Source organism: Sphingobium sp. FW306-1B-F04DB (assembly GCF_058781925.1).
In genome coordinates this window covers 17513-39532 of the sequence record NZ_JBYSXE010000009.1, presented here as the reverse complement: position 1 = coordinate 39532, position 22020 = coordinate 17513, and the positions used below count along the sequence as shown (strand labels likewise).

Sequence of the window (22020 nt, the reverse complement as noted above, 5' to 3'; positions counted from 1 at the left end):
TAGGACCGGCGGGTCATCCGCGCTGCCCCGCGGAGGCGGCGGCGAGCGCCGCAAGCGTCTCGAAATGTTTCGCGCGCTCGCCGGCATGCGCCGACGCCGCAGTTCCCCGGATGGCGCGCCCCTTGATGCCGTGGAAGATCGCGGCGAGGCGGAACAGGTTGAACGCGATGTAGAATTCGAAATCGGGAATCGCATCGCGCCCGGTGCGGCGGCAATAGGCCGCGACATAGGCCTGCTCGGACGGGATATTGAGCGCCGTCAGGTCGGCGCCCGCGAGCCCCGCGACGATATCCGGGGGCATGCGGTACATCATCGCGTGATAGGCGAAATCGGCGAGCGGATGGCCGAGCGTCGAGAGCTCCCAGTCGAGCACCGCGATCACCCGGCGCTCTCTGGGATGGAAGATCATGTTGTCGCAGCGGAAGTCGCCATGGACAATGCGCGTCTCGTCACCATCGTCGGGGATGTTCGCGGGCAGCCACTCCACCAGCCAGTCCATATGCTGATCACGCCCGGCATCACCGTCCTCGAGATATTGTTTCGACCAGCGCGCGATCTGCCGCGCGAAATAATTGCCCGGCTTGCCATAGTCGCCCAGCCCGATCGCATCGGGGTCGATCGCATGCAGCTGAGCGATCGTCTGGTTCATCGCGTCGAAATACGCTGGCCGCTCCGCGCGCGGGACGTCGGGGAACGTCGCGTCCCAGAAGATCCGCCCCTCGACCATGTCCATGACGTAGAACCAGCTGCCGATCACATCGTCATCGGTGCACAGTCCGTGGACATGCGCTACGGGAAATCCGACGCCGCCCAGCGCGGTCAGCACGCGCGCCTCGCGATCGACCGCGTGCGCGCCCTTGAGTGTCGGTCCCGGCGGCTTGCGGCGCAGCACATAGGACCGGTGAGGCGTCACCATCTTGTAGGTGGGATTAGACTGCCCGCCCTTGAACTGCTCGAGCGCGATCGGCCCCGCGAAGCCGTCAACATTGGCACGCATCCATTCTGTCAGCCGTTCGATATCGAGGCTGTAGCCCTCGCGCACTGCCGTGGTCCCGATATTGGCATGCTCGCCGGCGGTCATGACGGGCGCTCTGCCTTCCAATCGCGCCTGATCTTCTTGGCGAGCGACCATTTGTGCACCTCGGTCGGACCATCATAGATGCGAAAGGCGCGGATCTCCCGGAACACCTGCTCGACGATGGTGTCGCCCGAAACACCCGTGCCCCCCATCACCTGAACGCAGCGGTCGGCGACGCGCATCAGCGCTTCGCTGGCCGCGACCTTCGTCATCGAGCTTTCGGCGGTCCCCAGCGATCCGCTGTCGAGCACATCGGCGCACCAGTCGATCATCAGCTCGGCCTGCTTGAGGTCGATCAGGTTCTCCGCGAGCATGAAGCCGACGCCCTCATGCTCGATCAGCGCCTTGCCGAAGGCGTGGCGCCGGCAGGCATAGTCGGTCGCGATCTCGTGCGCGCGCGTCGCCGCTCCATGCCAGCGCATGCAATGCGACAGCCGCGCCGGCGAAAGGCGGACCTGCGCGTACTGGAAACCCTCGCCGCTCGCGCCCAGCATCTGGTCGGCGGCCACGCGCAGGTTGTCGATCGTGATCACCGCATGGCCACCCGGCATCGAACTGTCGATCGTGTCGAGCACGCGCTCGATGCGGATCGCGGGGTCGGGCAGGTCGACGAGGAACATGCAGGCTCCATCGTCCGCTTTTGCCATCACGATACCGACCTTCGCGCCGTCCGCCCCCGTGATGAACGCCTTGCGGCCGTTGATCACCCAGTGATTGCCGTCGAGCCGGCACGTAGTCTGCATCATCGAAGGATCGGAGCCCGCGCCGCCGTCCGCGGCGGGCTCGGTCATGAAGAAGGCCGAGCGCGCGCGTCCTTCGACAAGCGGCGCGAGGAAGCGCGCCTTCTGCTCCGGCGTCGCGACCTTGCCGAGCAGATACATATTGCCCTCGTCGGGCGCCGCGGTGTTGACCGCCACGGGCCCCAGCGGCGACAGCCCCGAACGCTTCAACACCGTTGCTGTCTCGCGCTGGCTGAGATGGCCGCCGTCCGCCATGATGTGGGGTGTCAGCACGCCCGCCTCGCGCGCCCGGCCGCGAAGCTCCTCGACGAGCGATTCCGCCGGACCGTGCGTGCCGCACCGCGGATCCTTTTCGTAAGGCACCACGATCTCGCGGACAAAGGCCTCGACCCGGTCTGCAATCGCGGCGGCGCGTTCCGTGCCCACGCCGCTCATTTCGGCGCCATCCGGATCGCACCGTCGAGGCGGATCACCTCGCCGTTGAGCATCGGATTGGCGATAATCGCCTCGATCATCTGCGCAAACTCCTCGGGCGCGCCGAGCCGGCTCGGAAAGGGAACCTGCTGGCCAAGCGAATCCTGCGCTTCCTGCGGCAGGCTCGCGAGCAGCGGAGTCAGGAAGATGCCCGGCGCCACCGTCATGACGCGAATGCCATACCGCGCGAACTCGCGCGCGATCGGCAGCGTCATGCCGACGATGCCGCCCTTTGAAGCCGAATAGGCCGCCTGGCCGATCTGCCCGTCGAACGCCGCTACTGAGGCAGTGTTGACAATCACCCCGCGCTCCTCGCCCACCGGATCGGCATCGGCGATCCGCGCCGCGAATTTGGAAAGGACGTTGAAGCTGCCGATCAGGTTGATCGTGACGATCTTCGTGAAATCGGCAAGCGGCAGCGCACTGCCGTCACGCCCGATCACCTTGGCGGGCGGCCCGATGCCCGCGCAGTTGACGAGGATGCGCGCCTTCCCATGAAGCGCTTGGGCCTCGACAATCGCAGCTTCGACCGCTGCCTCGTCGGTCACGTCCAATGCCGCGAAATGGCCGCCGATCGCCTTCGCCTTGGCGGCCGCAAGCTCCGCGTTGAGATCGAAGATCGTCACCCTGGCACCAAGCCCGGCGAGTCGCTCCGCCGTGGCCCCGCCAAGGCCCGAGGCCCCGCCCGTCACGATTGCCGCCAATCCATCGATTTTCATGTCTTCCTGTCCCCTTCGGAGATCGCGTCCGCGCCGGACAATCATGGGGAAACCGGCATCTGCCAACTATGAGATCGATGAGCCCCCGCCGCACGGCGGCGAGCGTTTGACAATGACAATTCTATATGACTTATATGATAAATAAATTGGAGAGGGATCGTCATATGTTGAGAGGACTGATGGGCGCCGCGGCGCTCGCGTTGCTGGGATGCGCGACATCTCCGTCGATCGCGGCACCCGCCGGGCAATCGCCCGCGGCGAGCGATTCAGCCTATCTCTTCGCGCACATGACCAAGGAGCGCTACGGCGTGCTCTATTATTCGGTCAGCCTCGACGGACTTCACTGGACGCAGGTCAATGGCGGGCGCCCCGTCTCAGAGGACTATCACGGGCACGCATCGATCGCGCAGGGCGGCGACGGTCGTTACTACCTCGTCGGCAACAAGAGCGACGATGATCCCGAAATCCGCTTCTGGGTCTCCGATGACCTCGTCAACTGGAAGCCCTTCGGCACCTATCGCCCCGATCTCCGCAAGGCCGTGGGCCAGCCAAACGCCCTACAGCGGATCGGCGCGCCAAAGCTCTATTATGACAAGCCCTCGAAGCAGTTCCTGCTGACCTGGCACACGCCCAATGTGCCCGGGTCGGACGAGGATCCCGAGCGATACTGGGCGAGCCAGCGCACGCTCTATGTGGTGTCGAAGGACCTTGTCCGGTTCGACAAGCCGCCGCGGCGCCTCTTCTCCTGGGATATGGCGACGATCGACACGATCGTTCAGCCCAATCCCGAGGGCGGTTATTGCGCGATCATCAAGGACGAGCGCTACCCCTCGTACAACTGGATCACGGGCAAGACGATCCGCATCAGCTGCGCATCTGACATGCTCGGTCCCTATCCCGAGCCCGGTCCGCCGCTCAGTCCCAATTTCCGGGAGGCGCCGACGATCATCCGCGCACCCAACGGCGCCGACTGGTATCTCTATTACGAGCAATATGCGGGGACGAGCTATGGCCTCTCGATGGCGCCGCGCCTCGAAGGGCCATGGTATCAGGTGTCGGGAAACAGCGGCGTTCCCGAGTGGAACCGCTTCGAGATGCCCGCGGGCCTTCGCCATGGCTCGATGATCGCGATCTCGCGCAAGCAATATGACGCGATCGTCGCGGCCTTTCCGAACAGGTGACCATGATGCGACTTCCGCGATCCGCCCTTGCCCTCATCGCCCTCGCCAGCGTCGCGGCGATGCCACCGGCGGCTCATGCGCAGGCCGACTCCCCGGCCCGGCATTTTCGCAACCCGCTACTCGATTCCGGGCCCGACCCTTGGGTGACGCGCGAAGGCGACCAGTATTACTACATGCACACGCTGGGCAACGCGCTCGCCATCTGGAAGACCCGCGACATCGCGGACCTTGCCAATGCCGAACGCAAGACGGTGTGGACGCCGCCGAAGACGGCGCCCAATGCGATCTCGATCTGGGCGCCCGAGCTCCATCGCATCGATGGCAAATGGTATATCTATTACTCCGCCGCGGAGAGCGGCCATGACGATGACGCGCATCGCGGCGTCTTCGTGCTCGAAAACAGCGCCGACGATCCGCTCGAGGGTACATGGATCGACCGCGGCAGGGTCAACACGCGCCATACCGGCATCGATGGCACCACCTTCACCTATGGCGGCAAGCGCTACTTCGTCTATTCGCCCTATGTCGGACCCGACAGCGTTCTCTCGATCGCACGGATGATCAATCCCTGGACGCTTGACGGCAAGGAAACCATCATCGCCCGCCCCGATCTGAAATGGGAACGTCAGGGCGGCCGCCAGATCCTTGAAGGTCCCGAATTTCTGCCCGGTCCGAAGGGCGACCTCTTCCTCACCTATTCCGCCAGCGCCTGCTGGTCCGACGACTATGCGCTCGGCCTGCTCCGCGCACCGGCGGGAAGCGATCCGCTCGATGCGGCGTCCTGGACGAAATCGCCGAAGCCTGTCTTCGCCAAGGCGCCCGAGAACAGCGTCTACGCGCCCGGCCACAACGGCTTTTTCACCTCGCCCGACGGCAAGGAGACCTGGATCATCTACCACGCCAATCCGGGGCCCGACATGCAGTGCACGCCAAAGCGCTCGCCCCGCATCCAGAAGGTCGAATTCGACGCCGCAGGCGCACCGGTGTTCGGCAAACCGGTCGGCCCCAGGGAACCGCTTCCGCGCCCCTCGGGCAACTGAGCCTGGCTTCCGGTCAGGCCCCGGCGCGCAACGCGGCCACGAATGCCTGCGCATTGGCCCGCACGATCGCCGCATCGATGCCCGCACTGTAGAGCGCCGAGCCGAGACCGAAGCCGCTCGCCCCCGCCGCCGTCCAGCTGTGCATCGTGTCGGGCGTGATCCCGCCCACCGCGAGAACGGGCATGGCGGCGGGAACCACCGCGCGCAACGCCTTCAGCACGCGCGGGTTCGCAGCCTCCGCAGGAAAAAGCTTGAGCGCGTGCGCGCCCGCATCGATCGCGGCGAAGGCCTCGCTTGGCGTCTGGAAACCCGGGAGCGAAACCAGCCCGTCCTGCGCCGTCTTCGCGATCACCTCGACATTGGTGTTGGGCGAGACGATCAGCCGCCCGCCCGCATTACACACCGAATCCACCTGGCCCGGCGCCAGTACCGTACCCGCGCCCACCAGCGCGCGATCGCCGATCCTCTTCGCGAGCGTCTCTATGCTGCGCAACGGATCGGGTGAATTGAGCGGTACCTCGATCAGCGTGAAGCCGCTTTCGACCAGCGCATCGCCGACCGCTTCGATCTCGTCGGGCCGCACGCCCCGCAGGATCGCGACCAGCGGACAGGCTTCGAACGCGCGCTGGAAATCGGCAAGGATGGTCATGGCAATTTTCTCCAGATTTCGACGATGCCCGCGACGAAGGCGGCGTGGCTGTCGATCAGATGCGGTGTCCCGCCACAAGCGTTGATAGCGGCGCCATAGAGAGCGCCGAGACCGGGATCGGCGAGCAGATGGACATTGCCGCCCGCGACGCCCTGCCGTGCTGCGACATCGGCGCCGATGAGCAGACCGCTGATGAAGGCGGCGCCCCGCCCGGTTGCCGCCTGCCCCAGCACCGCCGAGGCGCGCACGCCGAAGAGTGACGCGAGAAGATCCCCGCGCCGTGCTTCCTCGACACCCGCGAGAAACTCGGCATTGGCAGTGACGGGGCCATCGAGCTGCGCGGCCAGCAGACTGTGCGCCTTGAGCAGCGCGAACAGTTCGCCCGTCATCGCGGTCGTGAAATGTTCAATCCGACGGTCCCGGATCCACGCCCATTTGCAATGCGTACCCGGCTGGCAGAGCAATGCGTCGTCGGGCACCATCGCGGCGGCAGCGGCGCCGAGCAGTTGCACCTCCTCCCCCCGCATCACATCGGCCCGACCATCCACAAGCGTGCTGACGCCGGGCACGATCGCGACCGTACCGGGCTCGACCCAGACCGCCGCACGCGCCAGGTCATCGATCGTCGCGGGGCAGCCGACATAGGGCACCTCGTGCCAGCCGCGATTGGAGCCGACCATCCCCGCCATCAGCATCGGCCGTCCGCCATAGCGCGCGCGCAACGCCGCCGCCTCCGCGGCGAAACCACCTGCGCCGACCGCCAATATGCCGCGATCGTCGCGCGCGGTCTCGACCACCACGCCCGCCGTGTCGATCAGGTAGGCGCGCCGGTTGGTCGTGCCCCAGTCGACCGCGATGAATTCGCCCGTCACGACTTGTCGCCCCCCTTCACCACCAGGTTGCGTAGAGTGCCACGAGGATCGCCACGACACCGACCGACGCGATGTTGAAGCTCGACGAGGTCACGAAGCTCACCCCCTCGGTCGTGATCAGGTTGCGTTCGGCGCGCGCGGGCCTTGCGAGCGAGACGATCACCGCAAGCGCGAGCGCCGCGAGGAAGACGACCCCCATGCGGTCGAGGAACGGCAGATCGGGCCACCATGTCTTCAACAGATAGGAGAGCGCGACCGACGCCACCGCGGCCGTGATCGCGCCCGCTTCGTTCGCCTTCTTCCAGAAGAGTCCGAGCAGGAAGATCACGGTGATGCCCGGCGTGAAGAAGCCCGTGAATTCCTGGATGAACTGGAACGCCTGGTCGGACTTTCCAAGCAGCGGACGTGCGACGATCATCGCGATGACGATCGAGACCGCCGCGGCGCACCGCCCGACGAGAACCAGGTGCTTCTCGCTACGGGCGCTTCCTTCATGCTCTTCCACGCGGCTCGGCTGGTGGCGAAACTTGGCGTAGAGGTCGAGCGTGAAGATCGTCGCGATCGAATTGATCTTGGAAGCGGTCGACGCGATGATCGCGGCGATGAGCGCGGCGAACACCAGGCCGAGGATGCCGCTTGGCAGCAGGCGCATCATCGTCGGATAGGCCTGGTCGGGCTTGGCGAGATCGGGCGCGAGCAGCACCGCCGCGATGCCGGGCAGCACGATGATCACGGGCATCAACAGCTTGAGGAAGGCGGCGAATACGACGCCCTTTTGCGCCTCCGACAGGCTCTTCGCGGCGAGCGCGCGCTGTATGATATACTGGTTGAAGCCCCAATAGCTCAGATTGGCGATCCACATGCCCCCGATCAGCACCGAGAGGCCGGGCAGATCCTTGTAGAATGGATTGTCGGGGGTGAGGATCATGTCGAAATGATCGGGCACGCGCGCGGTCAGGATCTGGAAGCCGCCAAGGATGCCGGCATCGCCGCCGATCTCGCTGAGCGTGAGACCGGATACCATGAGACCCCCGAGCACCAGCAGCGTGACCTGAACGATATCGGTCAGCGCGACGGCCTTCAGGCCGCCATAGAGCTGATAAAGCAGCGCGAATGCGCCAAGCGCGACCAGCGCGACGTCCTGATCGACGCCAGCAACCTGATTGACCGCGATCGAGCCGAGCCAGATGATCGATGTGAGGTTCACGAACACGTAGAGGATCAGCCAGAAGATCGCCATCAACGTGCGGATCGACGGGCCGTAACGCTGCTCCAGAAACTGGGGCATGGTATAGATCTCGTTGCGCAGGAAGATCGGCAGGAAGAACTTGCCCACGATCAGCAAGGTCAGCGCAGCCATCCACTCATAGGAGGCGATCGCAAGCCCGATCGCGTAGCCCGAGCCTGACATGCCGACGATCTGTTCGGCCGAGATGTTCGCCGCGATGAGCGAGGCGCCGATGGCCCACCAAGGGAGCGCCTTCGAAGCGAGGAAATAGTCGGTCGAGTCCTTCTGGTGCCCCTGCTTGTCCCGCGAAACCCATTGGGCAAGGCCGAAAATCCCGATCGCGTATACGCACACAACGATCAGGTCGATCGTGGCCAGTTTCATAGTCATCCTCCCTCGGCGCGCAGCCTGCTCCACCGCCGTCCCGCGGGAAGCCTGCACCACATTAATCATTTATAAGATTGATCAGACTTGTCCACCGAATCCGTTGCTGTAAGATCGGATTTGAAATGGCCTTGCCGCATCCGCGCTTCCCTCGAAGGAAAATGTCGGGCAATCGCGGCCAGCGCAATAATGGTTGCAAGTCTTTGCTGAAGCGTGGGAGGACAAGTGGTGGTTGACGGCGATCCGGCGGATATGCGCACGCAGCTTGGACGCAATCTCACCCACGGCCTGCTCGATACGCTGGGGCGCTCGATCGTGATCGGCGCTTATGACGACAAGCCCTTTCCTACCGAAGCCGAACTCGCCAAGCAGCACGGCATCAGCCGTTCGGTGACACGCGAGGCGGTCAAGATGCTCACCGCCAAGGGTCTGCTCAGCGCCCGGCCGCGCCAGGGCACGATCATCCAGCCCGTGAGCGCGTGGAACCTGTTCGATACCGACGTGCTGAAATGGCTGCTCGAGCGGAAATTCTCGATCGACCTTCTTCGGCAGTTCAGCGAGCTCAGGATCGCCATCGAGCCGCAGGCCGCAGCACTCGCGGCGGCGCGCGCGACCGATAACGAGCTTCAGGCCATTTCTGCAGGGCTGCAGCGCATGGAAGCCGCCGAGGAAGGCCTGGACGACCCGCTCGAGGCCGATATCGCGTTTCACGTCGCCATCCTGCGCGCGTCGGGCAATCCCTTTTACGCGCAGTTCCGCGACGTCGTCAGCACCGCGCTCAGGACATCGATCCGCTTCACCAACCGGATGGCCGGGCGCACCGCCAATATCGTGGAACACGCCGCGGTACGCGACGCGATCGTCGCCCGCGACATCAGGGGGGCGCACGCCGCGATGGAACGGCTCATCGGCGATGTGATCGATCTGATCGAGACCTCGGAAGCACCTGGTACCGCGCGTTAGAGCCTGACCGAAACGCAGCGCTCCCCGGACAAAAGGATGCGCGGACGGGCAAGCCCATCCGCGCAACAGGGGCGGAATATCTTTCCGCCGGGGGAGAGGATGACCGAAGACGCGACCCCGCTTCGGCCATCCACCACTCAGAACTTGGCCCGAACGCTCATGCCGTAGAACGTGTCGTCGACGCGAATGTCGTGGGGGAATGCCTTGCTGTCGAAGTAGCTCAGATACTTCCCGCCAAGCACGTTCACGCCGTCGACGCTGACTGCGATCTGCGGGGTGATGTCGTAGGATACCGAGAAGTCGAGGCGGCCATTGGCCTTGACCTTGTTGAACCAGGGGCCATCGCCGGGCGCCAGCAGCCCGTTGCCGCCGAACTGGAACTCGTCATAACCCGAGCGCCACGTATAGACGACGCGCGCAGTGAAGCCATATTTCTCGTAGAGACCGCCAATATTGTAGCTGTACTTGGACACGCCGAGCAGCGGCTCGCCCTCAAGCGGATCGTCGGGGGTGGTGATCTCGCTGTCCGCCAGCGTGAAGTTCGCCAGCATGCCCAGACCATCGAGGCCTTCAGGCAGGAAATCGAAGAACACCTGCGAGCTGAGCTCGAGCCCCTTCAGCTTCGCGCCACCAAGATTGCGCGGGCGGCTGATGTTGTAGATGATGCCGTCGATCGTTTCCTCGGCGGAGTCCGTGACAATGCGATCCTTGATCTTGCGATAGTAGAGCGCCGCCGAGATATAGCTGCTGCGGCCGAAATAATATTCGAGCGTCGCATCAAACGCATCCGATTTTTGCGGTCGGAGATCGGGATTGCCGCCACTGCCGTTCGGCCGGATATTGGCATTGATGGGCACCTGATAGGTCAGGCCCGGATTGAGAGAGCCGAAAAAGGGCTGCGCGATCGTCTTCGCATAGGTGAAGCGAAGCTGCAGTTCGGGCATCAGACGCACGCGCGCGCTGGCATTGGGCAGGATGTCGCTGTCGCTGCTGCTACGCGTGACGGGCGTCAAAACCCCCGGCGGGTTGGGATTGCCCGGCGTTGCGGGCGGCGTTACGATACCCGTGCCCGAAATCGTGCGATCGGTGCGCGTCAGGCGCGCGCCGACAAGGCCGTCGACGGTAATGCCGCCACCGAGCTCGAACTCGTACTTGGCCTGCCCGTAAACCGCATAGGTCTTCTCGCTTGCGTCATAGTTGCGCGCCGGATCGAAGGGCGGGTCGCCCGCGGTGCCGCCGTAGAGCACGCGCAGGTCGTCGGTGTTGTTGCGCAGATAGTCCGGATCGGGCGTGTACCACCGCGCGCCACCGTTGATGAACGGGATCGATGCGGGTGAAAGGATGAGGAAGTCGGACGGCAGTCCGGCCGAGGCCACGGGCGTGTTGGCGGGCGCGCGCGGCCCGCCGGGCGCATTGGACCGGAAGTGCGCACTGCGATCCCCATAGCGCATGCCGAACTGGAGCTGGCTGACGAAGCCGTCCAGATCATAGGCCCCATCGACCTTGGCCGCGAACAGCGAGCTGTCCGACTTGTTGATGTCCTGGAACAGGCTGTTCGCGAGCAGGAAGCCGTCGGGATTGCCCAGCGGATCGCCGGGCATCTCGGTCGTGCCGTGGCCATTGTCGTCGATCTGGATGTTCACCTGATCGATCTGCTTGCGGATGTCGACGATGATGTTGCGATTGCTGTTCTTCGACTTCACATAGGACAGGTCGAGGTCGATATGAACCGCGTCGCTGTTGTAGCGCGTGCCGCCACCGAACACGAAGGTGTCGGTCTTGCCCGTCTTGGCCTGGGTACTGGTCAGCCCGGCGACGTTATTGAAGGTCGCGGATTCGCCGAAGCAGAGATTCTCTCTGGGGTCACCGGGGTCATTGGGGTCCCCCGGAGTGCCCGGGTCGCCACGGAAGCCGGCGCCGTCAACGGGTGCTTCAAAACAGTTGTTGCCGGCGACGGCGTTAGTGATGCTCTGCGCACCGAAGATGTCGGAGAAGATGAAATTGGTGCTGAACTTGGTGCGATAGCCGGCATAAAGCCCGTCAAGATAGACTTCGAGTTCGGGCGTGGGCCGCCACTGGAAGGCGCCATTGACCTGGGGCCGCTGATAGCTGCCCGTGTCGGTCAGGCCGCCGACGCAGGTCGGAAGCACCATGTTCGCCGCGCCCGGCGGGCCGTGGTTCGACGAACGCGGATCGCAGTTGAAGGAGATCGGCCGGTTGAAGTGCTGATCGGAATAAGAGGCGTCGAGAAGCACACCGAACTCGCCACCCGAGCCTTCCCAGCGGTGCGACACCAGCGCACCTGCCGTCCAGCTGAACTTCTCCACTTCGGTGCCATAGAGCCCGCGCACGTTCGCGGCGATGGTCGTCCCATCCTCGAAGTTGAAGGGCTTGTGCAGCTTCAGGTTGATGACGCCGGCGACGCCCCCTTCGATCAGGTTCGCTGAATTTGACTTGTACACATCGGCGCCCGCGAGCGCTTCTGCCGGCAGGTCCTGGAATGCGAAGCCGCGGCCGACGCCGGTAAAGATCTCGCGGCCGTCGAGCGTGGTCAGAATGTCGCCGATACCACGGATAAGGGGGGTGGTGATTTCGTTGTTGAAGCCGTTGACCACCTGAATGCCCGGCACGCGCTGGAGCGCGGCGGCAACCGTGGTGTCGGGGAACTTCCCGATGTCGTCGGCGACGATCGCCTCGATAACCTGGTCCGAATTGCGCTTGAGTTCCTTCGCCGCCTCGAGGCTGGCGCGCTGGCCGGTGACGATGATCTCGTCGGCCTGCGGTTCGTCAGCGGGGGCCTCCTGCGCATAGGCACCCTGCGCGCCTGCGAGCAAGGCCAGCAGCGAGCCCGAATATAGAATCCGCTTCTTCAACGACATTTCCCCTCCTCCACGATTCTGATGCGCTGGCGTTCCAGCTTCCACGCCACAAAAGCACAACGCTTCATGTCTGACAAGTATTATTTGTATGATAATTATGCGGGACAAAAAAACGCACATCGCCACCGCCGCTTTCGCCGGGAAGGGACAGCCTCCTGCCCCTCCTCGGACTCGCGCAGCGAAAGTCAGCGCGGGGGCACGACTCCCTTGGGCGCCGCGGTCAGCGAACGGATCAGGTCGACTTCCGCCTTGCGGTACGGCGTGCCGTCGTTGCGCAATACCTCATGGAACCAGATGGTCGGCTCGTCATAGGTATAGGGCTTCTTCCAGCTGTCCCACGGCATGCGCGTCTGCGACTTGCCGTCGACAAAGCCCCAGTTGATCATCGCGACATTGTGGCGCTTGCCGATCGGCATCGAGCCGTCGAAGGTCGAGCCGTTGCCGCGCGCCATATATTCGGTGCACAGGATCGGCCGGCCATAGCCCTGCAGCTGTTTCACGCGACGCTCGAAGGTCTCGGGCCAGTTATAGTCATGGAACGAAATGACGTCGGACTGGCTGGTCTGGATCTTCTCGATCGCATCGAGCCTGTCCATCGACGACCAGTCGTCATGCTCCCACACGCCGCTCGTCAGCGGCTGGACGGGATTCTTGTCGCGCGCCCAGGCAAAGACGTCGTCGAGCAGTTCCTCGATCAGCTTCTGCTTGCCGACATGCTGGGGATAGTTGCCGCCGCCGCTGTTGCTGGGTTCGTTCCAGACGTCCCAGGCGAGGATCCGCTGGTCCTTGGCGAAGGTACCGACAACATCCTCCACATAGGCGCGCAACTTGGGATATTGCGACTTGTCCTCGAGCCGCGCGCGGCCCGGCGCCTGGACCCAGCCCGAATTATGCACGCCGGGAATGGGCGGATGCTGGGGGCCGAGTTTGGGTTCGGGATCCCAGCAGCTGTCGAACAGCACGAACATCGGCTTGATGTTGTGCCGCGCCGCGATCTCGAGGAACTGGTTGATGCGATGCTTCAGCCCCTTGGCGTCCTGCTCCCACAGCATGTTGTGGAGGTAGACGCGCATCGTGTTCATGCCCATCGCCTGCGCCCAGCCGAGCTCCTGGTCGATCCGCTTGGGATCGAAGGTGTCGGCCTGCCACATCTCGAGCTGGTTGATCGCGGTCGAGGGATTATAGTTGGCGCCGACCAGCCAGGGCTGCTTGTCGTACCAGCCATGCGCCTGTTCCTTGGTCCAGATGTCGCGTGCATGCGCGGGCGTCATGGCCAACAGGCTCGCGCCCGCGACCAGCGCGTATATGAATGGGCGTGCGGCGTTCATCGTATCCTCCCTGATGTTTTCTGCGTACGGCTTCAGCGCTGCCCGGTGGACAGGCGATAGATGATGGTGTTGCGATAGGTCTGGCCCGGATTTAGCCGCGCGGACGCGAATGCGGGATGGTTGGGCGCGTCGGGGAAGAGCTGCGGTTCGAAGACGACCGTATCGCCCTGCCGATAGGCCTGCCCCGATTTGCCGACGACCTTGCCGTCCAGGAAGTTGCCCGAATAGAATTGCAGCCCCGGCTGGTTCGACCAGATCTCGAAGGCGCGGCCCGACACCGGATCCGAAACCTGCGCCATCAGCTGCGGCTTGGCGACCGGCGCCTTGCTCATCACGAAATTGTGATCGTAGCCGCGTCCAAAGACGATCTGCTCGTCGCGCGTATCGCGGACGCGCGCGCCCACCGCCATTGGCTTGCGGAAATCGAAGGGCGTTCCCTCCACCGCCTTCAGCTCGCCCGTCGGGATGAGCATGACGTTGACCGGCGTGAAATGGTCCGCAGGGATGGTGAGGACATGGCCCATCGCGCCCGCCGCCGAACCTTCGCCCGCCAGGTTCCAATATGCGTGGTTGGTGATGTTGACGACGGTCGAGCGGTCGGTTGTCGCGCTGTATTCGATCGTCAGCTGGTTCGCCTCGTCGAGCGAATAGGTCGCCAGTACCGTGAGCTTGCCCGGATAGCCCTGATCGCCATCGTGGCTGACATAGCGCAGCGTGACGCTCGCGGCCTTGCCCCTGGTGACCTTGACGACGTCCCACAGCACCTTGTCGAAGCCCGCGGTGCCGCCGTGCAGCGCGTTGGCGCCCTCGTTCAGCGTGGTCTGGTATTGCTTGCCGTCGAGCGAGAATTTGCCTTCCGCGATGCGGTTGGCGAAGCGGCCGACGGTGGAGCCGAAATAGTCGCGCTTCTCGACATAGCCATCGAGCGTCGGATAGCCGAGCAGCACATCGGCCTTGCGTCCCTCGCGGTCGGGCATCTCGAGCGCCTGAAGCGTCGCGCCATAGGCGATCACACGCGCAGACACGCCGTTGCCGTTGGTCAGCGTCACCGCCTCGACCGCACGGCCATCGGGCAAGGTGCCAAAGCTCGCGCGCTGATAGTCCGCGGCAATCGCGGGCGCGGCGGTCGCGAGCGCCACGGCGGTCAGTGTCGTCGTGGCTGCATTTTTCAACATCGGCGCGGTCCTCTCCTCGTGTCGGCGGCTGTCGATGCAGCCTGTCGCAATATCAGTCAGTTCAGCATTCAGGGGCTATCCGCCAAAGCTGGCGGGCGGGATGCCCGTCACGCCCGGGTCGACCTCGAAAAGCGCGCCCGCCAGCGCTTCGTCCTCGCGCCCTTCGGCCGCGGAGGTGACGAACAGCCGGTCGAGCGCTTCGCCCGCAAAGGCGCAGCTCGTGACCTGCGATGCGGGCAGCGTGATGGCGCGTTCGCGGATGCCTTCGGGGGAAAAGCGGCTGACGCAGCCCGCGCCCCAATGCGCGATCCACAGCCCGCCCTCGGCATCGACGGTCATCCCGTCGGGCACGCCCCATTCGGGTTCGAACGCGATGAACGGCTCGCGGCTACCCGCGACGCCCGCCTCATCGATCGCGAACCGGTAAACAACACGCAGATGCGAATCGGCGTGATAGAGGAAGCGCCCGTCCGGACTGAAGGCGGGGCCGTTGGTGATCGTGTATCCCGTGTCGACGGTGTGGCAGCTGCGATCCGTATCGAGCCTGTAGAGCGCGCCGCTCGGCTGGTCCGCCGCAACCGGCATGGTGCCCGCCCAGATCCGCCCCCGATCATCCGCCTTCGCATCGTTCATGCGGTTGCCCGGCAGGCCAGGCTCGGGATCGACGATATGCCGGACGGTGAAGGGATCCAGCTCGAGCTCGGCAAATCCCGTGCGAAGCCCGACGATGAAGCCGGGCGCGTCGCCCCGCTCGATCACCCAGCCGGTCATCTCGGGCATCGTCCAGCTTTGCACCGCGCCATCGGCAAGCGACAGCTGATGCAGGCGGCAGCCTAGGATATCGACCCAGAACAGCGCATTGTGCCGTCGCGACCACAGCGGGCCTTCCCCCAGCCGGTCGCGCCCGTCGCGTTCGATGACGCGCACGTCGGCCATCAGTGGCTGTCGCGGGGAATGCCGCGCGTCTGCGCGATGCGCTGATATTTGACCGCGGGCTCGAGCACCGCGCCGGTATCGAACTGGCCGACGATGCCACGCTGGATTTCCTGCCAGGGCGTCTGCGAGGCGGGATAGCGATAGCCTCCCTCCGCCTCGAACGCCGCACGACGCTCGGCCAGCTCCGCGTCCGACACGAGCAGGTTGGCCTCGCCGCGGCGAAGGTCGATGCGGATGCGATCCCCCGTCCTGACCAGCGCGAGTCCGCCGCCCGCCGCCGCTTCGGGCGCGGCGTTGAGGATCGAGGGGCTGCCCGAGGTGCCCGACTGGCGACCGTCGCCGATGCACGGCAGCGTATCGATGCCTGCGCGGATCAGCGCGGCGGGTGGGCGCATGTTCACGACCTCGGCGCCGCCGGGATAGCCGATCGGCCCCGTCCCGCGGATGACGAGCATCGTCCGCTCGTCGATCGCGAGCGCAGGATCGTCGATGCGCGCGTGATAGTCTTCGGGCCCGTCGAAGACGACGACACGCCCCTCGAACGCTTCGGGATCGTCAGGATCCGAGAGGAAGCGCGCGCGAAACGCGTCCGAAATGACGCTGGTCTTCATGACCGCGGCGTCGAACAGGTTGCCGCGCAGCACCGAAAGGCCGGCGGCCGGCTTCAAGGGCGCCTCGAACCGCCGGATCACCTTCTCGTCCTCGATCCCGGCGTCGCGGCAATTGTCGCCGATCGTCCTGCCGTTGGCCGTCAGCGCGCCCTCATGGATCAGCCCCTGCCCGATCAGCTCGGACACGACCGCGGGCACACCGCCCGCGCGGTAATAATCCTCGCCCAGATATTCGCCCGCGGGCTGAAGGTTGACGAGCAGCGGAATGTCGTGGCCAAAGGTCTGCCAGTCGTCGACCGAAAGCTCGACCCCGATATGCCGCGCGATCGCATTGAGATGGATCGGCGCATTGGTCGAACCGCCGATCGCCGAGTTGACGCGGATCGCGTTGATGAACGCTTCGCGCGTCAGGATGTCGGAGGGCTTGCGGTCCGCCAGCACCATTTCGACGATCTGCTTGCCCGTCAGGTACGCGCATTCCTGGCGGTCGCGATAGGGTGCGGGGATCGCGGCCGAACCGGGGAGTGACATCCCAAGCGCCTCGGTCAGCGAATTCATCGTCGTCGCGGTGCCCATGGTGTTGCAATAGCCCGTCGACGGCGCCGAGCTCGCCACCAGCTTGATGAAGCCCTGATAGTCGATCTCGCCCGCGGCGAGCATCTGCCGCGCCTTCCAGACGATCGTGCCCGAACCCGTGCGCTCGCCCTTGTACCAGCCGTTGAGCATGGGGCCGACCGACAGCGCGATCGCGGGGATGTTCACCGTGGCCGCCGCCATCAGGCAGGCGGGCGTGGTCTTGTCGCAACCGATCGTCAGCACCACGCCGTCGAGGGGATAGCCGTAAAGCACCTCGACCAGCGAGAGATAGGACAGGTTGCGGTCGAGCCCTGCGGTCGGGCGTTTGCCCGTCTCCTGGATCGGATGCGTGGTGAACTCGATGGGAATGCCGCCCGCGTCGCGGATGCCCTCGCGCACGCGTTCGGCCAGCACGATATGATGGCGGTTGCAGGGGCTGAGGTCGCTGCCCGTCTGCGCGATGCCGACGATCGGGCGGTCGGACTGCAGTTCCTCGAGCGTCAGGCCGAAGTTCATGTAGCGCTCGATGTAGAGCGCGGTCATGTCGGGGTTCGCCATGTCATTGAACCAGGCGCGCGACCGAAGGGAGACTTTTTCACTCATGCTGCCGCAGGCTCCGCGCAAACTGGCATGATCATGCTCGCTTTCGGAGCGCGTGCCACGACTTTCATCCTACCCCCTTGGCGACGCGCCGGCCGCCATTCTGATTGTTTCAAACCTGCATAACGGCTTCAATGCATGTGCGGCCACGCGGTTTCCCACTTGATAGCAACCCGAATGGCAAATATAAAGCATATATATCAGATAATAAAATCTTTCAGGATTTTTAGAAGAAATCAACGTCATGGATAGGATACCGAGAGTGCCAACCCCCATGCCTTATATGTCGCACACTGCGATCGCCCGCCCATGAGCCCTACACGGATAGCGCTGGTCGGGATCGGCAAGATCGCCCGCGACCAGCATGTGCCGACGCTGGCCGCGAGCCCGGATTTCGAGCTGGTCGCCGCGGTGACGCAGCACGCTCCCCCCAAAGGCGTGCCCGGCTTCGCCACGATCACCGAGATGATGGCGGCGACGCCCGATGTCCAGGCGGTCTCGATCTGCACGCCGCCGCGCGGCCGGCTCGCTATCGTCACCGAAGCGCTCGAACACGGTCTTGACGTGATGATCGAAAAGCCGCCCGCGGCGACCTTGTCCGAAGCCGAATCCTTCGCGGCGCTCGCGCGCGGGGCCGGCCGGGTCTTCTACGCCACCTGGCATTCGCGCGAGGCCGCCGCGGTCGAGCCCGCCCGCGCGTGGCTCCGGGACCGCACCATCCGCCGCGTCGCGGTCAACTGGAAAGAGGACGTCCGCGTCTGGCACCCCGGTCAGGAATGGATCTGGGAACCCGGCATCGGCGTCTTCGATCCCGGCATCAACGCGCTCTCGGTGATCACGCACATCCTGCCGCGCCCCGTCATGCTCGAGCGCGCCGAGCTGCGCTTTCCCGCCAATCGTGGAGCGCCGATCGCGGCCGACCTTGCCTTTATCGATACTGCGGGCGTCCCGATCGACGTCGCCTTCGACTTCGACCAGCGCGGTCCCCAGACCTGGGACATCGATGTCGAGACCGACCAGGGGCACCTCAAGCTGTCGATGGGCGCCTCGCGGATGGCGGTCGACGGCGTCGCGGTCGAGGTTGGCGAGGAACCCGAATATGCACGGCTCTACCGCCATTTCGCGCGCCTGCTCGCCAGCCGCCAGAGCGACGCCGACCTCACGCCCTTCCGCCTCGTCGCCGACGCCTTTCTGCTGGGGCGCCGCACCGAGGTGCAGCCCTTCGACTGGGAAACGACATAGTTGCGGACATTTCTCCGATCGGCGCTGCGCGTTACATTTGACGCAGCAAATCAGTTGCGCGTACATCCCCCAAACTCGCAGAGTGAAGGAACAGAAATTGAAACTCGCACCGATCGCACTCGCCATTGCTCTGGCCGCCCCGTCAGCAGTGCTCGCACAAACTGCACCCGCGCCAGCGCCCAAAATGGATTGCTGTGAGAAGATGAAGGCAGAGGGCAAGAAGTGCTGCTGTGACGACATGGACAAGAAAGACCATGGCGACAAAGGTGGCGCGGAAGGCGCTACCCACCACGACCACTGACACGATCGGGAGGGGAGCGAAGCAGGGCGCTCCTCTGCCAACGTCCGCTAACCACCCCATAACGGAGGTGGGAACCGCAACTAGCCCTTGGACGCGAAAGCGCCGCAAGCGACTGTCGAAGAGGCAGCGCGCGCTGGCTGCCCGCCTTCAAACATCCGCGTCGTCGGGAACCACAGCGGTCGTCTCGATCTCGATCCGCGCCTCGGGTTCGACGAGCGCTACCACCTGCACCACCGCCATGGCGGGGAAATGGCGGCCGATATGCGCGCGATAGGCCGCGCCGATCGCGGCCAGGCTGGCGACATATTCGTCGCGATCGACGACATACCAGGTCATCCGCACGATATGCTCGGGGCGCGCGCCGCCTGCCGCCAAAATCGCGACGGTGCTCTGGAGGATGCGTTCGAACTGGCTCGCGAGATCTGGGCCGACGAAGCGTTCCTGCTCGTCCCAGCCGACCACGCCGCCGGTGAAGATCATCCGTCCCCGCGCCATCACGCCATGCGCATAGCCCCTGGGGCGCTGCCAGCCCTCGGGCAGCAGGATGGTGTTGCTCATGCCTTCCCCCCATCGCCGGCGCGCGCCGCCGCGAGATGCTGGCGCGCTATGATCATCTTCTGGACCTCCGACGCGCCCTCATAGATGCGCAGCGCGCGGACTTCGCGATAGAGCGCTTCTACGGGGACGCCATGGACCACCCCCTGCCCGCCGAAAATCTGCACCGCGCGATCGATCACGCGCTGCGCCGCTTCGGTAGCGTGGAGCTTGGCCATCGCCGCCTCGCGCGTGGTGCGCGCGCCCTGCACGTCGCGCGCCCAGGCCGCGCGGTAGATGAGCAGCGCCGAGGCGTCGATGTCGAGCGCCATTTCGGCAAGCTGCGTCTGCACCACCGCGTTGTCCGAAAGCCTGGCGCCAAAGAGAATGCGGTTTTCTGCGCGCGCCGTCGCCTCGTCGAGCGCGCGGCGCGCGAAACCGAGTGCCGCAGCGCCCACGGTCGGGCGGAAGATATCGAGCGTCGCCATCGCAGCGCCGAAGCCGCCACCGGCCTCGCCGAGCCCCGCGCTTGCAGGCAGGCGCATCGCGTCGAAGCGCAAGGTCGCGAGCGGGTGCGGCGCGATCACGCGGATTCGCTCGGCAATCGTCAGCCCGGGCGTGTCGGCGTTGACGATGAACGCCGAAATGCCGCGTGCGCCCGGCGCCTCGCCGGTGCGCGCGAAAAGGACGTAATAGTCGGCGATGCCGCCATTGGAGATGAAGGTCTTCGCGCCATCGATGACATAGCCGCCAGCGTCGAGCCGCGCGCTCGTCTCCATCGCTGCCACGTCCGATCCCGAGGCAAGTTCGGTCAGCGCAAAGGCAGCCATCGCTTCGCCCGAGGCCACCCGCGGCAGATAGGCCGCCTTCTGCTCCGCCGTGCCGAACAAGGAGATCGTGCCCGAGCCGAGCCCCTGCATCGCAAAGACGAAATCGGCGAGACCCGAATGGCGCGCCAGCGTCTCGCGGATCAGGCACAGCGAACGGACGTCGAGCGTGTCATGGACGCCCCCAAAGGCGCGCGGCACCGCGTAGCGCAACCAGCCCCCCGCCGCGAGCCGCGCGAGCAGCCGGCGGCATTCGGCGTCGACCTCGTCTTCGCCATGCGCCGCCGCCAGACCCTCGGCGACGCACCAGGCATCGAGATCAGCGGCGAGGCGCCGGTGCGTGTCATCGAAGAAGGGCCAGTCGAGAAAGCTGGTGTCGGCCATCTCAGTTGCCCTCGAACACGGGCTGGCGCTTTTCGGCAAAGGCCTCGAAGGCGCGGCGGAAATCCTCGGTCTGCATGCAGATCGCCTGCGCCTGCGCCTCCATCTCGATCGCGGTCTCGAGGCTCACCGCCCATTCGACATTGAGCTGGGTCTTGGTGATGCCGTGCGCGAAGGTGGGGCCGGTGACGAGCAACGTCGCGGTTGCACGTGCCTCATCGAGCAGCGTCTCGGGCGAAACCAGCCGGTTGTGGAAGCCCCAGCGTTCGCCCTCCTCGGCGGTCATCACGCGCCCGCTGAACAGCAGTTCGGACGCGCGCCCCTGACCGATGATGCGCGGCAGGATCGCACACGCGCCCATGTCGCATCCCGCGAGCCCGACGCGCGTGAAGAGGAAGGCGGTCTTTGTGCGCGGCGTCGCGATGCGGATATCCGACGCCATCGCGATGATCGCTCCCGCGCCGACGCAGATCCCGTCGATCGCGGCGATCACGGGCTGCGGGCAGTTACGGACGGCCTTGACCAGATCGCCCGTCATCCGCGTAAAGGCGAGCAGTTCAGGCATCGCCATCTTCGTCAGCGGACCGATGATCTCGTGCACGTCGCCGCCCGAGCAGAAATTGTCGCCCGCGCCGTGGATCACGACCGCCTTGACCGCGGGCGCATAGACGAGCGCGCGGAAGGTATCGCGCAGCTCGGCATAGGATTCGAAGGTCAGCGGGTTCTTGAGCGCGGGCCGGTCGAGCGTGATCGTCGCGATCCCGTCCGAAAAGGCCCAGCCGAAATGCGCGGGCGTGAAGGTCTCAGGATTCATCGGTGCTCCTCTCCGGGGTTTTCCGCGGCTATCGATGTCTTCAATGCGCCGAGAAGATCGAACAGCGCCTCGCGCTGCGTGCGGTCGAGCCCGGCAAGCATCGCGTCGATCCAGCCGTGATGGACCTCGGCCAGCTCGGCGAAATGGCGCCTGCCCTCGGACGTCAGCCGAACGATCGATGCGCGATGGTCGGCGGGCGAGGAAGCCAGCACGACATGCCCGTCGCGCTGCAGCGTCTTGACCAGCGCGGTCACATTGCCGTTGGACACGAGCAGCGAACGCGAAAGCGCGCCCATCGTCATCCCCTGCGCATTGCGGTCGAGCGCCGCCAGCACGTCGAAGCGCGGCAATGTGGTGTCGAAGCGGTCGGCCAGCCGCCGTTTGACGCGCTTCTCGATCACCGTGGTGCATGACAGCAGCCGCAGCCACAGCTTCACATTCGACCGGTCGGCGAGCGCACCGTCATGCTTCTCGCGGATGCCGGCCAT

At 65.1% G+C, this 22020-nt stretch carries 20 protein-coding genes; 5 read left to right on the top strand and 15 right to left on the bottom strand.

All coding sequences use genetic code 11. The features are described 5' to 3' along the window. Positions 1-13: 13 nt before the first annotated feature. From AC3WJD_RS06750 to AC3WJD_RS06740, 3 genes are read right to left on the bottom strand one after another with little or no spacing between them, the layout of a single operon-like run. Complete coding sequence (locus AC3WJD_RS06750; protein ID WP_492745679.1) at positions 14-1081, bottom strand: phosphotransferase; 1068 nt, start codon at positions 1079-1081, stop codon at positions 14-16. After that, positions 1078-2253 (bottom strand): acyl-CoA dehydrogenase family protein, encoded by a 1176-nt coding sequence (locus AC3WJD_RS06745; protein WP_492745677.1) that lies wholly within the window; start codon positions 2251-2253, stop codon positions 1078-1080. Before AC3WJD_RS06745 ends, AC3WJD_RS06750 begins: the two co-directional genes overlap by 4 nt. Further along, a complete protein-coding gene (locus AC3WJD_RS06740; RefSeq protein WP_492745676.1) occupies positions 2250-3011 on the bottom strand; it encodes an SDR family NAD(P)-dependent oxidoreductase in 762 nt (253 codons plus the stop codon). Before AC3WJD_RS06740 ends, AC3WJD_RS06745 begins: the two co-directional genes overlap by 4 nt. Positions 3012-3175: 164 nt before the next feature. Between AC3WJD_RS06740 and AC3WJD_RS06735 the strand changes: the two genes are divergently transcribed. Further along, positions 3176-4192 (top strand): glycoside hydrolase family protein, encoded by a 1017-nt coding sequence (locus tag AC3WJD_RS06735; RefSeq protein ID WP_492745675.1) that lies wholly within the window; start codon positions 3176-3178, stop codon positions 4190-4192. 5 nt (positions 4193-4197) lie between these two features. Continuing rightward, the gene (locus tag AC3WJD_RS06730; RefSeq protein ID WP_492745798.1) at positions 4198-5232 is read left to right on the top strand and encodes a glycoside hydrolase family 43 protein; all 1035 of its coding nucleotides are present in this window, start codon (positions 4198-4200) and stop codon (positions 5230-5232) included. Between the two features lie 13 nt (positions 5233-5245). Here the strand turns inward: AC3WJD_RS06730 and AC3WJD_RS06725 are convergent, their stop codons facing one another. From AC3WJD_RS06725 to AC3WJD_RS06715, 3 genes are read right to left on the bottom strand one after another with little or no spacing between them, the layout of a single operon-like run. Then, positions 5246-5881, bottom strand: a complete 636-nt coding sequence (locus AC3WJD_RS06725; protein ID WP_492745673.1) for a 2-dehydro-3-deoxy-6-phosphogalactonate aldolase — start codon at positions 5879-5881, stop codon at positions 5246-5248. Then, positions 5878-6753: a 2-dehydro-3-deoxygalactonokinase gene (locus AC3WJD_RS06720; RefSeq protein WP_492745672.1), complete on the bottom strand. Its 876-nt coding sequence runs from the start codon at positions 6751-6753 to the stop codon at positions 5878-5880. Before AC3WJD_RS06720 ends, AC3WJD_RS06725 begins: the two co-directional genes overlap by 4 nt. Positions 6754-6769: 16 nt before the next feature. Continuing rightward, a complete protein-coding gene (locus AC3WJD_RS06715) occupies positions 6770-8365 on the bottom strand; it encodes a sodium/sugar symporter (RefSeq protein WP_492745670.1) in 1596 nt (531 codons plus the stop codon). 252 nt (positions 8366-8617) lie between these two features. On the opposite strand from AC3WJD_RS06715, the gene AC3WJD_RS06710 reads away from it, so the two are divergent. Beyond that, a complete protein-coding gene (locus AC3WJD_RS06710) occupies positions 8618-9328 on the top strand; it encodes a FadR/GntR family transcriptional regulator (protein WP_492745796.1) in 711 nt (236 codons plus the stop codon). Between the two features lie 137 nt (positions 9329-9465). Here AC3WJD_RS06710 and AC3WJD_RS06705 read toward each other — a convergent pair whose 3' ends face one another. From AC3WJD_RS06705 to AC3WJD_RS06685, 5 genes are all read right to left on the bottom strand, one after another. Beyond that, positions 9466-12207, bottom strand: a complete 2742-nt coding sequence (locus AC3WJD_RS06705) for a TonB-dependent receptor (RefSeq protein ID WP_492745668.1) — start codon at positions 12205-12207, stop codon at positions 9466-9468. A 185-nt stretch (positions 12208-12392) separates the two neighbouring features. Further along, positions 12393-13535: an endo-1,4-beta-xylanase gene (locus AC3WJD_RS06700; RefSeq protein ID WP_492745667.1), complete on the bottom strand. Its 1143-nt coding sequence runs from the start codon at positions 13533-13535 to the stop codon at positions 12393-12395. A gap of 32 nt (positions 13536-13567) precedes the next feature. Further along, entirely contained in the window at positions 13568-14710 is a 1143-nt protein-coding gene (locus AC3WJD_RS06695; RefSeq protein ID WP_492745665.1) for an aldose epimerase family protein, read from the bottom strand. A gap of 75 nt (positions 14711-14785) precedes the next feature. Continuing rightward, positions 14786-15646, bottom strand: coding sequence for an SMP-30/gluconolactonase/LRE family protein (locus tag AC3WJD_RS06690; protein WP_492745664.1), 861 nt, complete (start codon positions 15644-15646; stop codon positions 14786-14788). Then, positions 15646-17436 (bottom strand): IlvD/Edd family dehydratase, encoded by a 1791-nt coding sequence (locus tag AC3WJD_RS06685; protein ID WP_492745663.1) that lies wholly within the window; start codon positions 17434-17436, stop codon positions 15646-15648. Before AC3WJD_RS06685 ends, AC3WJD_RS06690 begins: the two co-directional genes overlap by 1 nt. 306 nt (positions 17437-17742) lie before the next feature. On the opposite strand from AC3WJD_RS06685, the gene AC3WJD_RS06680 reads away from it, so the two are divergent. Together AC3WJD_RS06680 and AC3WJD_RS06675 are read left to right on the top strand one after the other, a co-directional pair. After that, positions 17743-18675, top strand: coding sequence for a Gfo/Idh/MocA family protein (locus tag AC3WJD_RS06680; protein ID WP_492745661.1), 933 nt, complete (start codon positions 17743-17745; stop codon positions 18673-18675). Positions 18676-18772: 97 nt separating this feature from the next. After that, a complete protein-coding gene (locus tag AC3WJD_RS06675) occupies positions 18773-18976 on the top strand; it encodes a hypothetical protein (RefSeq protein WP_492745659.1) in 204 nt (67 codons plus the stop codon). A 147-nt stretch (positions 18977-19123) separates the two neighbouring features. Here AC3WJD_RS06675 and AC3WJD_RS06670 read toward each other — a convergent pair whose 3' ends face one another. The 4 genes from AC3WJD_RS06670 to AC3WJD_RS06655 are packed head-to-tail and all read right to left on the bottom strand — an operon-like array spanning position 19124 to position 22020. After that, positions 19124-19534: a RidA family protein gene (locus AC3WJD_RS06670; RefSeq protein ID WP_492745657.1), complete on the bottom strand. Its 411-nt coding sequence runs from the start codon at positions 19532-19534 to the stop codon at positions 19124-19126. Next, positions 19531-20721 (bottom strand): acyl-CoA dehydrogenase family protein, encoded by a 1191-nt coding sequence (locus AC3WJD_RS06665; RefSeq protein ID WP_492745655.1) that lies wholly within the window; start codon positions 20719-20721, stop codon positions 19531-19533. Before AC3WJD_RS06665 ends, AC3WJD_RS06670 begins: the two co-directional genes overlap by 4 nt. Position 20722: 1 nt before the next feature. Continuing rightward, the gene (locus tag AC3WJD_RS06660; RefSeq protein WP_492745653.1) at positions 20723-21532 is read right to left on the bottom strand and encodes an enoyl-CoA hydratase family protein; all 810 of its coding nucleotides are present in this window, start codon (positions 21530-21532) and stop codon (positions 20723-20725) included. After that, complete coding sequence (locus AC3WJD_RS06655; RefSeq protein WP_492745794.1) at positions 21529-22020, bottom strand: MarR family winged helix-turn-helix transcriptional regulator; 492 nt, start codon at positions 22018-22020, stop codon at positions 21529-21531. Before AC3WJD_RS06655 ends, AC3WJD_RS06660 begins: the two co-directional genes overlap by 4 nt.

Coding starts and splice junctions, on each gene's coding strand:
- AC3WJD_RS06725 (WP_492745673.1), bottom strand. CDS start 5,881: ATGACCATCCTTGCCGATTTCCAGCGCGCGTTCGAAGCCTGTCCGCTG.
- AC3WJD_RS06705 (WP_492745668.1), bottom strand. CDS start 12,207: ATGTCGTTGAAGAAGCGGATTCTATATTCGGGCTCGCTGCTGGCCTTG.
- AC3WJD_RS06745 (WP_492745677.1), bottom strand. CDS start 2,253: ATGAGCGGCGTGGGCACGGAACGCGCCGCCGCGATTGCAGACCGGGTC.
- AC3WJD_RS06670 (WP_492745657.1), bottom strand. CDS start 19,534: ATGAGCAACACCATCCTGCTGCCCGAGGGCTGGCAGCGCCCCAGGGGC.
- AC3WJD_RS06735 (WP_492745675.1), top strand. CDS start 3,176: ATGTTGAGAGGACTGATGGGCGCCGCGGCGCTCGCGTTGCTGGGATGC.
- AC3WJD_RS06715 (WP_492745670.1), bottom strand. CDS start 8,365: ATGAAACTGGCCACGATCGACCTGATCGTTGTGTGCGTATACGCGATC.
- AC3WJD_RS06690 (WP_492745664.1), bottom strand. CDS start 15,646: ATGGCCGACGTGCGCGTCATCGAACGCGACGGGCGCGACCGGCTGGGG.
- AC3WJD_RS06730 (WP_492745798.1), top strand. CDS start 4,198: ATGCGACTTCCGCGATCCGCCCTTGCCCTCATCGCCCTCGCCAGCGTC.
- AC3WJD_RS06660 (WP_492745653.1), bottom strand. CDS start 21,532: ATGAATCCTGAGACCTTCACGCCCGCGCATTTCGGCTGGGCCTTTTCG.
- AC3WJD_RS06685 (WP_492745663.1), bottom strand. CDS start 17,436: ATGAGTGAAAAAGTCTCCCTTCGGTCGCGCGCCTGGTTCAATGACATG.
- AC3WJD_RS06740 (WP_492745676.1), bottom strand. CDS start 3,011: ATGAAAATCGATGGATTGGCGGCAATCGTGACGGGCGGGGCCTCGGGC.
- AC3WJD_RS06665 (WP_492745655.1), bottom strand. CDS start 20,721: ATGGCCGACACCAGCTTTCTCGACTGGCCCTTCTTCGATGACACGCAC.
- AC3WJD_RS06750 (WP_492745679.1), bottom strand. CDS start 1,081: ATGACCGCCGGCGAGCATGCCAATATCGGGACCACGGCAGTGCGCGAG.
- AC3WJD_RS06655 (WP_492745794.1), bottom strand. CDS start 22,020: ATGGCCGGCATCCGCGAGAAGCATGACGGTGCGCTCGCCGACCGGTCG.
- AC3WJD_RS06700 (WP_492745667.1), bottom strand. CDS start 13,535: ATGAACGCCGCACGCCCATTCATATACGCGCTGGTCGCGGGCGCGAGC.
- AC3WJD_RS06680 (WP_492745661.1), top strand. CDS start 17,743: ATGAGCCCTACACGGATAGCGCTGGTCGGGATCGGCAAGATCGCCCGC.
- AC3WJD_RS06710 (WP_492745796.1), top strand. CDS start 8,618: ATGCGCACGCAGCTTGGACGCAATCTCACCCACGGCCTGCTCGATACG.
- AC3WJD_RS06695 (WP_492745665.1), bottom strand. CDS start 14,710: ATGTTGAAAAATGCAGCCACGACGACACTGACCGCCGTGGCGCTCGCG.